The 13,388-nt window shown below is 71.9% G+C and carries 14 protein-coding genes; 5 read left to right on the top strand and 9 right to left on the bottom strand.

Going from position 1 to position 13,388, the window contains the following annotated elements:
- The first annotated feature begins 109 nt into the window (after window positions 1-109).
- The gene (locus tag FKD65_RS21540) at window positions 110-538 is read left to right on the top strand and encodes a DUF5959 family protein (protein WP_141579197.1); all 429 of its coding nucleotides are present in this window, start codon (window positions 110-112) and stop codon (window positions 536-538) included.
- Between the two features lie 114 nt (window positions 539-652).
- On the opposite strand, the gene FKD65_RS21535 is transcribed toward FKD65_RS21540, so the two are convergent.
- Together FKD65_RS21535 and FKD65_RS21530 are read right to left on the bottom strand one after the other, a co-directional pair.
- Window positions 653-838 (bottom strand): DUF397 domain-containing protein, encoded by a 186-nt coding sequence (locus FKD65_RS21535; protein WP_141579196.1) that lies wholly within the window; start codon window positions 836-838, stop codon window positions 653-655.
- Complete coding sequence (locus FKD65_RS21530) at window positions 835-1,647, bottom strand: helix-turn-helix transcriptional regulator (protein WP_141579195.1); 813 nt, start codon at window positions 1,645-1,647, stop codon at window positions 835-837. Before FKD65_RS21530 ends, FKD65_RS21535 begins: the two co-directional genes overlap by 4 nt.
- Before the next feature lie 100 nt (window positions 1,648-1,747).
- Here FKD65_RS21530 and FKD65_RS21525 point away from each other — a divergent pair, with 100 nt between their 5' ends.
- Entirely contained in the window at window positions 1,748-2,176 is a 429-nt protein-coding gene (locus FKD65_RS21525; RefSeq protein WP_141579194.1) for an ATP-binding protein, read from the top strand.
- Between the two features lie 359 nt (window positions 2,177-2,535).
- The gene (locus tag FKD65_RS21520) at window positions 2,536-2,862 is read left to right on the top strand and encodes a rhodanese-like domain-containing protein (RefSeq protein ID WP_141579193.1); all 327 of its coding nucleotides are present in this window, start codon (window positions 2,536-2,538) and stop codon (window positions 2,860-2,862) included.
- A gap of 383 nt (window positions 2,863-3,245) precedes the next feature.
- Here the strand turns inward: FKD65_RS21520 and FKD65_RS21515 are convergent, their stop codons facing one another.
- The 6 genes from FKD65_RS21515 to FKD65_RS21490 all read right to left on the bottom strand — a co-directional run bounded on the left by FKD65_RS21515 (window position 3,246) and on the right by FKD65_RS21490 (window position 9,478).
- Window positions 3,246-3,980 (bottom strand): hypothetical protein, encoded by a 735-nt coding sequence (locus FKD65_RS21515; RefSeq protein WP_141579192.1) that lies wholly within the window; start codon window positions 3,978-3,980, stop codon window positions 3,246-3,248.
- A 209-nt stretch (window positions 3,981-4,189) separates the two neighbouring features.
- Window positions 4,190-4,411, bottom strand: coding sequence for a translation initiation factor IF-1 (gene infA, locus FKD65_RS21510; RefSeq protein ID WP_141579191.1), 222 nt, complete (start codon window positions 4,409-4,411; stop codon window positions 4,190-4,192).
- Entirely contained in the window at window positions 4,408-5,202 is a 795-nt protein-coding gene (locus tag FKD65_RS21505; protein WP_141579190.1) for an N-acetyltransferase, read from the bottom strand. Before FKD65_RS21505 ends, infA begins: the two co-directional genes overlap by 4 nt.
- Before the next feature lie 204 nt (window positions 5,203-5,406).
- A complete protein-coding gene (locus FKD65_RS21500; RefSeq protein ID WP_141579189.1) occupies window positions 5,407-7,338 on the bottom strand; it encodes an FtsX-like permease family protein in 1,932 nt (643 codons plus the stop codon).
- Between the two features lie 5 nt (window positions 7,339-7,343).
- The gene (locus tag FKD65_RS21495; protein ID WP_141579188.1) at window positions 7,344-8,102 is read right to left on the bottom strand and encodes an ABC transporter ATP-binding protein; all 759 of its coding nucleotides are present in this window, start codon (window positions 8,100-8,102) and stop codon (window positions 7,344-7,346) included.
- Window positions 8,103-8,143: 41 nt separating this feature from the next.
- On the bottom strand, window positions 8,144-9,478 hold the full coding sequence (locus FKD65_RS21490; RefSeq protein ID WP_205718759.1) for an SGNH/GDSL hydrolase family protein: 1,335 nt from the start codon (window positions 9,476-9,478) through the stop codon (window positions 8,144-8,146).
- Between the two features lie 222 nt (window positions 9,479-9,700).
- Here FKD65_RS21490 and FKD65_RS21485 point away from each other — a divergent pair, with 222 nt between their 5' ends.
- Both FKD65_RS21485 and FKD65_RS21480 read left to right on the top strand, forming a co-directional pair.
- Complete coding sequence (locus FKD65_RS21485) at window positions 9,701-10,996, top strand: sensor domain-containing protein (RefSeq protein WP_205718758.1); 1,296 nt, start codon at window positions 9,701-9,703, stop codon at window positions 10,994-10,996.
- Window positions 10,966-11,670 (top strand): response regulator transcription factor, encoded by a 705-nt coding sequence (locus FKD65_RS21480; RefSeq protein ID WP_141579186.1) that lies wholly within the window; start codon window positions 10,966-10,968, stop codon window positions 11,668-11,670. Before FKD65_RS21485 ends, FKD65_RS21480 begins: the two co-directional genes overlap by 31 nt.
- An 89-nt stretch (window positions 11,671-11,759) precedes the next feature.
- On the opposite strand, the gene FKD65_RS21475 is transcribed toward FKD65_RS21480, so the two are convergent.
- On the bottom strand, window positions 11,760-13,376 hold the full coding sequence (locus FKD65_RS21475) for an MFS transporter (protein WP_141579185.1): 1,617 nt from the start codon (window positions 13,374-13,376) through the stop codon (window positions 11,760-11,762).
- Window positions 13,377-13,388 lie beyond the last annotated feature (12 nt).

Here is a 13,388-nt window from a genome sequence, read left to right as displayed (position 1 = left end):
AGAGATCCAGGTCTCCGCGCTTCACGCGGATGACAAGCTGGGCGAAGCTCGTGGGGGCCCTCCGGCCGGGCGAGGATCCGTCACCGATCGCCGACGAAAGGGCAGAGTCATGGGCGACAGTCCCCCGAAGGAGCTGATCTCCCTCGCTGATGACGAGGGGAACAGCGTCACGGTCAACGTGCTGGGACGTGCAGCCGGGTGGGCCGCCGGACTCGACGCCGAGATCGTCGTCAGGACGCCCTTCGTCTCCGGCCGGATCGACCTGGCACTGTCCGTTCCGAGGCTGGAGAGCTGGGGCGACGCTCTGAACCGGCTCGACGCCGGCGAAGACGTCGCCTGGATGAAGATGAGCCGCGGGCCGTCTATCTTCATCCGGCTCACTGGAGAGCGTGACTGTCCGGAGGTGGTCGTGGAGGACGAGGGCGGATCCATGGTCACCGTGCGGGTCCCGCTCGTCCCCCCGGACGACTGGATCGCGGCCCACCGCCGACGCCTGCACCAGGTGATGAGCTACTGGGCGCCGATGCTGTCAGCGTAGGGAACGAGCTACCGCCTCATGCTTGTGGTGCCCCGGGACGGGACGGGCCTCGCCTTCGAACCGACCGGGGTTCACGGTAGGTCGAGGGCGAGGCCGTCCGCGCTGGCGGGAGGGTTAAACGTCCAGGTCTCCGCGCTTTGCACTGGCGATGACCTGGGTGAAGCTCCTGGGGGAGAGGGTGAGGTGTCCGGCGTCGGGTGCCTTGCTGTCTCTGATGCCGCGCCCCTCAGGGAGAGCGGCCACCTCCACGCATTCGTTTCCGGACGCGTTGCTCCGGCTGGCCTTCCGCCATTTGATCACTTCATGGCCTCCAGAATCCGTGCGACATGACCTCGTGAGGCGGACGCGGACAAGGCTTCCGAGCCTATGAGGTCGTAGCGCCTTACGAAGTCGTCAAGCATCGTGGGGTCGTGCGTCAGTCTGCCACCTGTGTTGGCCTCCATGTAGGCCGCAGACCAGTTTGCTCCGTTGAGGAGGGTGAAGGAGCCGTCCAGGCCGATATGTGCTCCCACACTGCGGGGCACACTGCGGAGGATGACGTTTCGCTTGCGGCTAAGGGCCACTAGATGGGCGAGTTGTTGGCGCATGACCTCTGGCCCGCCGACCGGTTGTTCTAGCGCCGCCTCGTTGAGCAGTACGCGCAGTTCAGGAGGCTTTTCTCGCTCGAGGATCGCTTGCCTGGCCATGCGGGCGGTGACGGCCGCCTCCACGTCCTCGATGATCTGTCCATCCTCGAGCAAGGCGCGAGCGTAATCCTCTGTCTGGAGTAGGCCGGGAATGATCGCGAGTGCCCAGTAACTCACGCGAGTAGCTTTCGCCTCCAGCGGGGTGTACTGGGACCACCAGCCCGGGTCGTGCGTTCGCTCGGCTAAGCGTCGAAGTCGGGCGAAATGCCCGCGAGCGCGCCAAACCAGATCTAAAGTTTCGGCGTGCTTCATGGGCATGTTTTCGCGGCCCGATTCCCAGTTCGAAACATGGGACTTGGTCACGCCGAGAAGCTCACCCAAAGCCTCCTGTGTCATGTTCCGCTCCACGCGCCATATGCGCAGGTCAGAGGCCAGCCAGTGCCAGTGGTTGTTGTCCGGGTCCAGCTCGTTTGCTGAGGTCATTCAAGATCCTCCGAATACAGATTGGTTGGTTGAATGGTACTGACCGTATCGGCGGGCGGCAGTCTTTCGTCAGAGCCCAGTCGGTGAAAGGTGGCCCGGTGTGGATGTCATTCAGGGCAAGTGGGACAAGCGTCCGTCAAAGGCGCCAAAGGAATTCGCTCTTCGGTGGCGTGCTTATCCCGAGAGCGTGTATCTGACGCGGTCGCTCGTCACGGAGGCGTGTGAGGCGTGGGGACTGGCGCAGCACGACTACGCGGGGCGGACGATCATGTCCGAGCTGGCCACGAACGCCGTGGTTCACGCTGTCGAGGGGCACGAGATCCAGGCTTGGGTCGCGCTCGTGGACGGTGCCATCGAGTTCCGGGTCTGGGATCCGTCCCACGCGCCGCCGGTCGTGCCGGAGGTCGATCCCGAGGCCGAGGGCGGCCGGGGCCTGATGATGGTGCGGCTCCTGGCGACCGGCGGCTGCGGATACCGGCAGATCGGCGGCGGTCGCGGCAAGGTCGTCTGGGCGCGGCTCGCCCTCTAGAACCCCCGCCCGTCCGGCGAGCGGCCGCACCCGACCCCCTGGGGTGCGACCGCGCCACCCCCGGCCTCGCCGGACGGGCGGGTCCACTGCCGGTAAGGGCGAACCACCTGGAGCAGGACGGGCCCGATGTGCCTGGAGCTGGCGACGCCCGATCTGCCGGGTGCCGAGGGTGGGCGGCCCTCATCTTGGCGTGGTCGCAGTGCCAGAAGGCCCGCCATTGGCGAGTGTCGGAACCGGGAGTTCTCGATCCGGCGCTGGAGATCGTGCGCTCGGTTCCCGCAGCGGGGTTGCAAACGGACTGCGGTCCGCTACTGTGGAGTTAAACCGGACCGCAGTCCTATTCATCGAAGGGTACTGGCATGACCGCACTCATCGCCCGTGACGAGCTGAAGGCAGCTATCGAAGCGGGCACCGTGACCGTCCTCGACACCCTGGGCGGCGAGTACTACGCCAAACAGCACCTGCCCGGTGCCCGCGAACTGGTCTTGGCCGACGTCAACGCCCAGGTGCCGACCCTGCTGCCCGACCACGACGCCGAGATCGTCACCTACTGCTCCAACCCGGCGTGCGCCAACAGCGGGCAGGTGGCCGATCGGCTCACCGCTCTCGGCTACACCAACGTCCGCAAGTACCGCGAGGGCATCGAGGACTGGGTGGAGGCCGGCCTCCCGACCGAGTCCGCCTGACATGGCATGGGAGGGCAGAGCGCACGCCCCTGCCCTCCCGCCGATCCACGCCCCCGGACACCGGCCTACGCGCCGCTCGAGCACGTGATCGCGACCGCTGCGGCGCACACCGTCCGCCCTGCGTAATCGAGCGGACGTCGCCGGACCAGAGGTGGTCACCGGGGCCGTGGGGATGCTCCATCCCGCAGTTCGCCGCGCCGCCTTCACGGTCCGAACCGGCGGGGTCGTGGAGGGATGGTTCACCGCCCCGGACCGGGTTCATGCCGCTCCGGTCGGCGGCTGCCGCAGGGGGCCGTCCGCGAGACCGAGAAGTGATGGACGGCTGCGGGCGAGTCGGACGCCTCCCGTTGCGGCCTCACGGTCGCCTTCGGAAGGGCAGACGCTCAGGCGGTAGGGCTGTTCGGCTCGGCGGACGGCTGGGGGTTCGCCGGGGGAGGGATGATGCCGCGCAGCAGGTCACCGGTGAGGGCGGCGCGCTGCTCGGTGTCGAGCCGGTCGATGTTGTTGAGCAGGCGTTCGGCGGCCAGGTAGCGGGAGAACTCCAGCGGTTGGTCGAAGTAGGAGCGCAGGTGCGAGGCGGCGTTCTCTTGGGAGCGGACGAAGGTGCGCCCGATGTAGGCGGCGAACGCCGCGGCGGTGGCGCCGAGCGCGCCGCTGACCGCGCTGGCGGTGGTGGTCTCGGCGTTGAGGGCCAGGACGGCGAAGACGACGAGTAACACGAAGCCGATGCCCATGGCGATCTGGGCGTTGCGGAAGGACTGGCGGGCTTGGCCTGTGGCGATCTGGTGGTAGTAGTCCAGCCGCTTGTGGGTGACGCTCCACAGGGTCGGCAGCGCCAGGTCCTCCTGCGCCGTCAGCTCGCTTTCGGCCTCCTGCAGCTCACGCTGCGCCTCCAGTAGCCGTTGTTCGCGTTCTTGCTCGGTACGTGCCCGGCTCCGAAAGGCCACAGCAGCGGCGATACCTGCCATTAGCAGGGCCAGAGAAGAGTAGACCTCGGAGCTGAGCAGATCCCCCCACCACAGGGCACCCGCCCCGGCGGCCACCGCGAGCAGCAGCCCGAGGATCACGTCGACCTGGCCCGCGAGCCACGCTGTGACCGAGCGAAGAGGTTGCGCCACCGCTGGATGCTAACCGGGGTGGTCGGGCCTGGTCGACGCTCCAGAGCCGATCAGCATCGGTGGGTGCCGAGTGGAAGGCGTGGAGGGCCCGTCCCCGGTCGGAGCCGGTGATCTCGTCCGGGGCCGAGCGGTCCCCGGCGGTGCGCGAAGCGCCGCGCAACCGCCGGGTACCGCCCATCAGCCGCGGTTCAGCGAACTCCCGTCAACATCTAGTTGCGGTAGCGGAAGACTATGCGGCCGCGGGTGACGTCGTACGGCGTGAGCTCCACCAGGACCCGGTCCTCCAGGTAGATCTTGATGAAGTTCTTGCGCATCTTGCCGCTGATGTGCGCGAGCACTCGGTGCCCGCCCTTGATCTCCACGGTGAACATGGCGCTGCGAAGGCACTCGACGACCCTGCCCTCGACTTCGATGCCGTGTTTGTTCCTCATCGCACCAGCTCCAGGTTGCTGCCCATCCGCCGGGCGCCGATGCCCTCGAACAGCGCCACGGCCGCTCGGTTGGTCTCCTGGGCCTCGGCCCAGGCGGCGTCGAACCCAGAGCGGTGCAGCGCGCCCAGCGAGTGGGCCAGCAGCGACCGCGCGATGCCGCGGCGCTGCTCGCCCGCCCGGACCGCCACCAGCCCGATGCGCGGTCGGCGCACCGTCACCACCCGGATCAGACCCAGGTAGCGGTCCGGTGCCGCGGCCACGGCGTACTTCGACGGGTCGACGATGGTGTCGCCCTCGGGGCGGGGCAGCACCTCCGCGGGCATCGACTGCCACCAGCCGACGGTCGACTCGACCTCGTCGCGGATCGCGCGGTCCACCGCTCGCAGCAGGTCCTCGTCCGCCTTGCCCGCGGGAACGATCGTCACGCCCGGCGGCGGCAGGACCTCCTCGAGCCCCGTGACCCGCGGGTCGGTCGGTACGGCGTACTCCCACTCGCGGCGCCGGACCCTGAAACCGGTCCGCCGCCATCTGGCCGTCAGTTCGGCGTCTGCTTCATCGACCACCGTGTAGAGCGGCGCCGGCAGTTCCGCCAACATCGCCTCGGTGAGCCGGTCGAAGGTGGAGTCGTGCCAGGCGTCGACGCTGACGAACAGGCGTCCGTCGGGCCGGTGCTCGGCATACCCGCGGCCGATCACCAGGTCGTCGTCGAGTGCGTGCCAATGCCTGTCCGCGACGCGCGTGACCAGCGCCGAGTTCTCGCTCAGGCCGGTTGTGAAGGGCTTTGCGTCCATCGGAGTCTCCTTCCAGGAGAGCCTCGATCTCAGGCGCTCCTGGCGACACCGGACGTCAGTCGCCGGACCGTGACAGGCTGAGGGAGCACCCATGGGTGACTGTGTTCACGGGTCCTCACCTCCTTGCGAGTTCTTCACGGTCGACGGCGAAGGTAGCAACCGGACGCCTCCTCGCTCAAACCCTTTTTCACCTGCTTCGGACTGCTATTCGCGGGCGGCGACCAAAGCCGTGGGGGACGGTCTCGTCGCGGCGAGTGCGGTCAGGGCCGCGGCCACGGGAGTGATGGTCAGGGCGGCCACCGTCAGCAGGCCGAAGAGGTTCCACGGCACCGCGAGGATGCGCACGCCTTGCATTTCCGGAAAGAAACCGGCCAGTGCCCCCGCTGCGACCAGAGCCCCCAGGGCCAGGCCGATGAACGTGACGGCGGCCGACTCGATGGCGGCCATCCGGACGACCTGGGCGCGGGTCAGGCCGGTGGCGCGGGCGACGGCGAACTCAGTGCGGCGTTCGGCGGCGGCGATCACGACGGCGTTGACGACCGCGATGGCCGCATAGAGTCCCGACATTCCCATGAGGACGGACATGATCCCCGTGGTGCCGCGCTGTTGGTCCGCCACTCTGGCCTCGGCCCACTGGTGAAGGGTGCGCACCTCCCCGGCCCCGGCTGCGCGGATCCGGTCGGCGACCGCCTGCGGTGACGTGCCGGGGGCGACCTGGACGAAGGTCTCCGTGGGGGCGTCCGCGAGCACCTCGGCGGGGATGAGGTCGCGCGGCACCAGGAAGTTGTCGCTTCCGTTCTCCAGGACTTCCGGCAGGCGCGCGACGGTCCGAAGCTTGACCTTTCGGGAGCCGATCCGTGCGGTGACGCTGCCGCTGCGGACGCCTTCGGCGGCCAGCCCGGGGCCGATCGCGATGGTGCGGCCGTGTAGCGCGTCCAGGGAACCGGAGCGGAGGGTGAGGCGGTGGGTGCGCCGGTAGGCGGGGCCGTCCACGGCGGTGATTCCCGAGTGGCGGGTCTGACGGTACGAGCGGCCTTCCACACGATGTCGGGACGTCACCGACATCTCGACCTGGCTCTGCGGGGACGCGAGGGCGACGCCCGGAATCTGCGGAATCCGGGCGGCGGCCGCACCGTTCGAAGTGACCACCAGGTCGGCGGCGGTGATCCGTTCGAGGTCCGCGCCGGTGGCCCGGGCCAGCGAGTTCAGCGCGCCGGTCAGGCCGACCAGCAGTCCGACCAGGACGATGACGGGCGCGGCCGTCGAGGCGCTGCGCCGCACGGCGTCCCGCAGGTTCGCCTGCGCCAGCTCGCCGAGCGCGCCGGTGCGCAGCAGCGTCCCGAGCACCCGGCCGACCAGCGGGACGGCGAGCGGGCTCAGCGCGCTGAGGGCGATCGACCCGAAGACCGACACGGCCATCGCGATCAGCAGGGCGCCGAGCAGGTCGGCGCCGTGCCCGGCCATGACCAGCGCGACCGTCAGCGAGAGGGAGGACAGACCCGCCAGCCAGCGGCCGACCGTCATCACCCGGGCCGCGCGCGGGGCGTCGCGCAAGGCGTCCAGCGGACGGACCCGGGCCGCCCGATAGGACGCCGACAAGACCCCGAAGACCGCGACACCGATCCCGACGCTCGGTGACAGCAGCAGGACCCCGGGAGACCAGCCTGGGGAGAAGCCGCGAGGAAGCAGCCCGATCCCGACCAGCAACCGTGCCTGGACCCAGGTGCCCGGCACGCCCAGCAGGATCCCGACGACGCTGCCGGCCAGGCCCAGCAGGAACGCCTCGCCCAGCAGCAGCCTCACCAGTTGGGGACGGCTTCCGCCGAGCATGCGCAGCAAGGCCAGGTCCTTGCGCCGCTGCTCCACGGCGAAGGCGAACGTCGAGCCCACGATGAACACCGCCAGGAACATCGCCAGCGGTGTGGCCATGCCGAGCAGCGTGGCGGCGCCGACGTACCCCTCCCGGATCTGCTCGGCCGTCCGGCCGGAGGCGCCCGCCGGGATCTTCGGCTCGCCCGTCGCGACCAGCACGAGCACCGACGACTGCACCAGCGCCACGCCGAGGGAGACGGTCAGCAGTGCCCCGGCGAACAGCGGCCAGCGGTCCCGGACGGTACTGGCGGAGATGCGCAGCACGGCGGTCAGCCCTCCAACCTGGTGAGCCGCTCGGCCACCCGGGCGGCGGACGGGCGCACGAGGCGGTCGGCCACCCGGCCGTCGGACAGGAACACGACCGCGTCGGCGCTCGCCGCCGCGACCGGGTCGTGGGTGACCATCACGACGGTCTGCCCGGCGGTGTCGACCATGCGGCGCAGCAGCCGCAGGACCGTGCGGGCCGAACCGGTGTCCAGGGCCCCGGTGGGCTCGTCGGCGAACAGCACCGAAGGCCGCGTCACCATCGCGCGGGCGATCGCCACCCGCTGCTGCTGCCCGCCCGACAGCTCGCGCGGACGGTGCCGCGCGCGGTCGTCCAGGCCCACGTCGGCGAGGGCGGCCCGCACGTCCCGGCGCGACGGCCGGGCGCCGGCGAGCTTCAGCGGCAGCGCGACGTTCTGCTCGGCCGTGAGCGAGCCGATCAGGTTGAAGTTCTGGAAGACGAACCCCACGGCGCGGCGCCGCAGCCCGGTCAGCGTCGCGTCGGAGGCGTAGGTGACGTCCTGCCCGGCGAGCAGGACGCGCCCGGAGGACACCCGGTCCAGCCCTGCCGCGCAGTGCAGCAGAGTCGACTTCCCCGAACCCGACGGGCCCATCACGGCGGTCCAGGAACCGGCCGGGAAGGTCACGCTGACATCGGCCAGGGCCTGAACCCGGGCCTCGCCCGTCCCGTAATGCCTGCTCACCTGGTGCAGCTGCACCGGCGCGGCCGGGACGGCGGCATGTGCGGGTGCGGGGCCCGCCATCGCTGGGCCATTCGCCGCCGGGCCTCTGGGTGCGGGGCCCGTCAACGCAGGACCCGCAGGTCGATGCCGCGTGCCAGGGCCTGGTAGCCCGCGTCGTTCGGGTGCAACCCGTCCTGGTAGACGTACGAGAGCCGGGAGCGGTCCGGGTCGGCGGGGTCGGCCATGATGCGGTCGGCGTCCAGGACTGCGTCGTAGGCGCCGCTGGTCCGGATCCAGTGGTTGATGGCGTCGCGGTCCTTCTCGACCTGGGGTGTCCAGACCGGGAACAGGGCGCCCTTCATCGGCAGGATGGTCGTCCCGACGACCTTGAGGCCGCGGGCGCGTGCGGCGCGGACCAGTTGCCGCTGGGCGTCGATGACCTGCGCGGCGGTCGCCGGTCCGCCCGGCCGCAGGCAGGGGTCGCCGGGGGTGACGCGGATGTCGTTGGCGCCCAGGTGGACGATCACCGCCCGCACGCCGGGACGGTTCAGGACGTCGCGGGCGAACCGGGCGGTGGCCTTCTCCCCGGCGCACGCCGAGTCGTAGCGCAGCCGGTTCCCGCCGATGCCCGCGTTGACGACGCTGAGGGGGGCGCGGGCCGCGGCCAGGCGCTCGGCCAGGGCGTCCGGCAGCCGCGCGTCGGCGCCGGGGGAGGCTCCGACGCCGTCGATGAGCGAGTCCCCGAAGGCCACCACCGTGCCCGCGCCGTTCCCGCCGGCTGTGCCGTTCCCGCCGGTTGTGCCGTTCCCGCCGGTGACCTCCACGCCTGTCAGGTAGTACAGCGCGTCGGTGGAACGGGTGTAGGCGCCGGCCCCCACGTCGGACAGGTGGTCGCCGGTGGCGCGGTAGGCGGGCTGCGTGGTGAACCGATGGAAGGTCGCGGGCCCCGTCGCGCCGGTGAAGCGCAGCGTGACCGCCAGCTTCTCCAGGGGCGCGGTGGCCAGCGGCACCGGGTCGCTGACGATCTCACCGCCCGGCGCCACCGCGACGGACCGCTTCCCGCCGAAGGTCAGCGCCGCCGTCGAACCAGGCCACGCCTGGGCGCCACCGGCCGAGCGCGCGACGGCCCCGGCGGCGACCCGCAGCGGCCGGGTCCCGTACACGTTGGACAGACGGATCCGGACCTTCGCGCCACCCGTGCTGAGCCGGACGACCTGGCGCAGCGAGTGGTCGCCGAACCCTTCCACCGACCAGTTCGGCCCCTCGTCCTCGCCGCCGGCGATCGGCCGCTGCATCGCCGCGCCCCAGCTCTGCGACCAGGTCCCGTTCTTGAGGGACGCCGTCTGCGCGACGGCCGGGGCGGGACGGGGCCAGGCGTATCCGAGCCCGCCGATCAGCGCTGCGGCGGCGATGCCGGCCAGGGGCGCGGCCACCCGTGCGGAGAGCTTTCTCTTCATGCGTCGATCCCACCGCCGCGCCGCCTCCGGCCGCATCACGGTGGTCCACCAACTTGGAGGTATGGCTGGCACTACCTCGTCGTTCGCGCGGTCATCGCAGGCCGCGTGGTCGGTTACCGTACGCCTGTGCCGAACGACCCGCCCCTCGCCCCGTCGGCCACTCCGCCTGCCATGCCCCCTGCCAGGCCCCCTGCCAGGCCCCCTGCCACTCTGCTCGCCGCGATGGGGCGCCGCGGGTTCCTTCTAACCGCCTGGCCTTGGCGCGCCGCCGCCTACCTGCTGTCGACCGCGCCGGTCGTCGCCGCGGCCGCCCTTCCGCTGGTGCTGCTCGGCCTGCCGCTGCTCCTGGCCGTCACTTCGGACGCATCCCTAGGCGAGCGGGCGCTCCCGGCCGTCGTCGGACTCCTGCTGCTCGCAGGCCTCGGACCGGCGGCGACCGGCCCGCTGACCGGGGTGGAACGGCGCCGGCTCCGCCTGGTGGACGTCCGCCCGGCGGGCCCAGGGCATCGGCGTCCGCCCGAGCGAGGCGTCCTGCCATGGCTCCGCACCCGCTACACCGAGCCCGTCACCTGGCGCGCACTCGGCTACTTCCTGGTGCTGTCCGCCGCCGTCCCCGTCCTGTACGCGGCGCTTGTGTCCATGCTGGCCTTCCAGTTCGGCGCCGTGACCGCCCCGCTGATCCTGCTCGGCGGCGACGGCCCGATGGTGCTCGGCCCGGTGACGATCGCCACGCCGGGGGCCGCGCTGCCCTACGCGGTCGCGGGGCTGGCGCTGGTGCCCGCCGTCCCGTACCTGCTGGGCCTGACCGCCGCCGCGCAGGGCGCGCTCGCCCGGACGCTGCTGCGCAACGGCTCCGGCGGGCGGCTCCAGGCCGAGCTCGTCGAGGTCGCACGCTCCCGCGCCCGGCTGGTGGACGCGTTCGAGGCCGAGCGCCGCCGGATCGAGCGCGACCTGCACGACGGCGCGCAGCAACGGCTGCTCTCCCTCACCCTGAAGCTCGGGATCGCCCGCGTGGACCTGCCGCCCGGATCCCCGGCGGCGGAAAGTCTCGCGGACGCCCACGACGAGGCCAAACAGCTCATGACCGAGCTGCGGGAGCTCGTCCACGGGATCCATCCCCGCGTCCTCACCGACCGGGGGCTGGCGGCGGCGCTGGGGGAGCTGGCCGACCGGTCCCCGCTCGCGGTCACCGTCGAGACCGACCTGCCCGGACGGCCGCCCCGCCAGGTCGAGAGCACGGCCTACTTCGCCGCCGCCGAGGCGCTCACCAACGCCGCCAAGCACAGCGGCGCCGACCGGGCCGCGGTGGTCGCGCGCCTCACCGGCGGCGTCCTCACCGTGGAGGTCACCGACGACGGCGCGGGCGGCGCCGACCCGGCGCGCGGCACCGGCCTGACCGGCCTCGCCGACCGGGTCGCCGTGATCGACGGCAGACTGCTCGTGTCGAGCCCCGCCGGGGGCCCGACCCTCGTCCGTGTGGAGCTTCCTTGCGAACCGAACCGACCGCCGTCCGGGTAGTCCTCGCCGAGGACGGCGTCCTGCTCCGGGAGGGCCTGGCCGGGCTGCTGGCCAGGTTCGGTTTCGAGGTGGCCGCCGCCGTCGACGACGCCGAGGCCCTGCTCGCGGCCGTCGCCGAGCACCGCCCCGACCTGGTCGTCACCGACATCCGGATGCCGCCGGACTTCTCCGACGAGGGCCTGCGCGCCGCCGTACGGCTGCGCCGCGCCGACCCGGGCCTCGCGGTGGTGGCGCTCAGCCAGTACGTCGAGTTGAGCTACGCCGCCGACCTGCTGGACTCCGGCGACGGCCGCCGGGTCGGCTACCTGCTCAAGGACCGGGTCGTGGACGTCGCCGACTTCGTCGCCGCGCTGCGCCAGGTCGCGGACGGCGGGACGGTGGTGGACCCGAAGGTCATCCGGCAGCTCATCGGCCGCCGCCGCGACCCGCTCGCGGCGCTGTCGCCGCGCGAGCACGAGGTGCTCGCCCTGATCGCCGAAGGTCACTCCAACGCCGCCATAGCGCGGCGGCTGGTCGTCACCGACGCGACCGTGGGCAAGCACGTCCGCAGCATCCTGGCCAAGCTCGATCTTCCGCAGACCGACGACACGCACCGCAGGGTCCTCGCCGTCCTGGCCTACCTCCGGGGCCGTCCCGCCACCGAACGCCCGGACGACTCCGCGGGCCCGGGATGATTCCGCGGGCCCGGCGGAGGCGCGACCCGGGGCCGTGCGCCTGGTGACGGCCCCTGGTCGCGGACGGCTGAGGTCGTGATCGTCACCGGTCAGGCGGCGTGAGCGGGGGCCTCCGCCAGCGGGGCCGGCGCTTCGGCGTCCGCGGTGGCGGGCCGGTGCTCGGGGCGCGGGGTGTTCATCAGGACGCCCACGACCAGCGCGCCGACGATCATGATCCCCGCGGACAAGGCGCCGGCCGCCCCGAAGCCCTCCACCAGTGCCTGCTTGGCGACGTCCGGGCTCAGGCCGTCGCGGGCGTGCGAGGACAGGTAGTCCGCGGTGGTGCTGGTGGCGACGGTGTTGAGCAGCGCGATGCCGATCGAGCCGCCGATCTGCTGCGCGGTGTTGACGCTCGCCGAGGCGATGCCGGAGTCGCCCTGGTCGACGCCGTGGGTGGCGTAGTTGAGGGCCACGGGCATGATCAAACCCGCTCCCAGGCCGAGCAGGAGCTGCGCCACCAGGACGCCGGAGGCGTAGGAGCCGCCAGGCTCCAGCGTGAGCATCCACAGCATGCCGCTCGCGCCGATGAGCATGCCGGGGACGATCAGCGCGCGCGGCGGGACCCGGGGGAGGAGCCGGGTGGCGAGCCCGCCGGCCGACACCAGCACCGCCGTGGTCATCGGGAGGAAGCCGACGCCCGTCCTGATCGGCGAGTATCCCTTGACGACCTGCATGAAGTAGGTCAGGAAGAGGAACGCGCCGAACATGCCGATGACGGCGACGCCGACCGCCAGGTAGGCGCCGCCGCGGGTGCGGTCGGCGACCACGCGCAGCGGCAGCAGCGGCTGCGCGACGCGGCTCTCGACGAGGACGAACGCGGCGAGCAGCACGGCGCCGGCGGCCAGCAGGCCGATGACCTTCGCCGAGTCCCAGCCGTCGGACTCGGCCCGGCTCGTGGCGTACACGATCGCGACGAGGCCGCCGGTGACCGCCAGCACCCCGGGGACGTCGAGGCGGGCCCGTCCCTCGCGCCGCGACTCGGTGAGGATGGCGAAGCCGCCGACCGCCGCGACCGCCGCGACCGGGATGTTGATGTACAGGCACCAGCGCCAGTCCAGGTAGTCGGTCAGCGCCCCGCCGGCCAGCAGCCCGATCGCGCCGCCCGCGGCGGCGATGGCGCCCCAGATGCCGAACGCCTTCGCCCGGTCCTTCGGCTCGGTGAACGTCACGGTGAGCAGCGACAGCGCGGACGGTCCGAGCAGCGCGCCGAACCCGCCCTGGAGGGCGCGGGCGACCAGCAGCATCTCGAAGCCGCCCGCCGCGCCGCCGAGGGCCGAGGCCCCCGCGAAGCCGATCAAGGAGATCAGGAAGACGCGCTTGCGGCCGGTGTAGTCGGCGATCCGGCCGCCGAGCAGCAGCAGGCTGCCGAACGCCAGCGTGTAGGCGGTGATGATCCACTGCCGGTCGCCGTCGGAGATCTGCAGGTCGCGCTGGATGGAGGGCAGCGCGATGTTCACCACGGTGCCGTCCAGAATGATCATTAGCTGGGCCAGTCCGATGAACAGCAGCGCGGCCCAGCGGCGCGATGCGGTCGGTGGGGCGGGCGCCTTCGTGGTCGCCATGACTTTCGTCCTCACTCGTGGTGGGGAGTACCGCGCGGATCGTCCGCGGGACTTCCTGACGAACACGAGACACCGGCCGCCTCGCCCCTCTGACACCCCGCCCATGTGATCTGCACC

It is taken from the genome of Actinomadura sp. WMMA1423, assembly GCF_006547145.1.
GTDB lineage: Bacteria > Actinomycetota > Actinomycetes > Streptosporangiales > Streptosporangiaceae > Spirillospora.
The sequence above is the reverse complement of the archived record's forward strand: the minus strand, read 5'-3'. Positions and strand labels throughout refer to the sequence as shown.

Bases quoted from the DNA above. Each gene is read 5' to 3' on its own strand.
- FKD65_RS21540 (WP_141579197.1), top strand. From the start codon at position 110: ATGGGCGACAGTCCCCCGAAGGAGCTGATCTCCCTCGCTGATGACGAG.
- FKD65_RS21530 (WP_141579195.1), bottom strand. From the start codon at position 1,647: ATGACCTCAGCAAACGAGCTGGACCCGGACAACAACCACTGGCACTGG.
- FKD65_RS21520 (WP_141579193.1), top strand. From the start codon at position 2,536: ATGACCGCACTCATCGCCCGTGACGAGCTGAAGGCAGCTATCGAAGCG.
- infA (WP_141579191.1), bottom strand. From the start codon at position 4,411: ATGAGGAACAAACACGGCATCGAAGTCGAGGGCAGGGTCGTCGAGTGC.
- FKD65_RS21505 (WP_141579190.1), bottom strand. From the start codon at position 5,202: ATGGACGCAAAGCCCTTCACAACCGGCCTGAGCGAGAACTCGGCGCTG.
- FKD65_RS21495 (WP_141579188.1), bottom strand. From the start codon at position 8,102: ATGGCGGGCCCCGCACCCGCACATGCCGCCGTCCCGGCCGCGCCGGTG.
- FKD65_RS21490 (WP_205718759.1), bottom strand. From the start codon at position 9,478: ATGAAGAGAAAGCTCTCCGCACGGGTGGCCGCGCCCCTGGCCGGCATC.
- FKD65_RS21485 (WP_205718758.1), top strand. From the start codon at position 9,701: ATGGGGCGCCGCGGGTTCCTTCTAACCGCCTGGCCTTGGCGCGCCGCC.
- FKD65_RS21475 (WP_141579185.1), bottom strand. From the start codon at position 13,376: ATGGGCGGGGTGTCAGAGGGGCGAGGCGGCCGGTGTCTCGTGTTCGTC.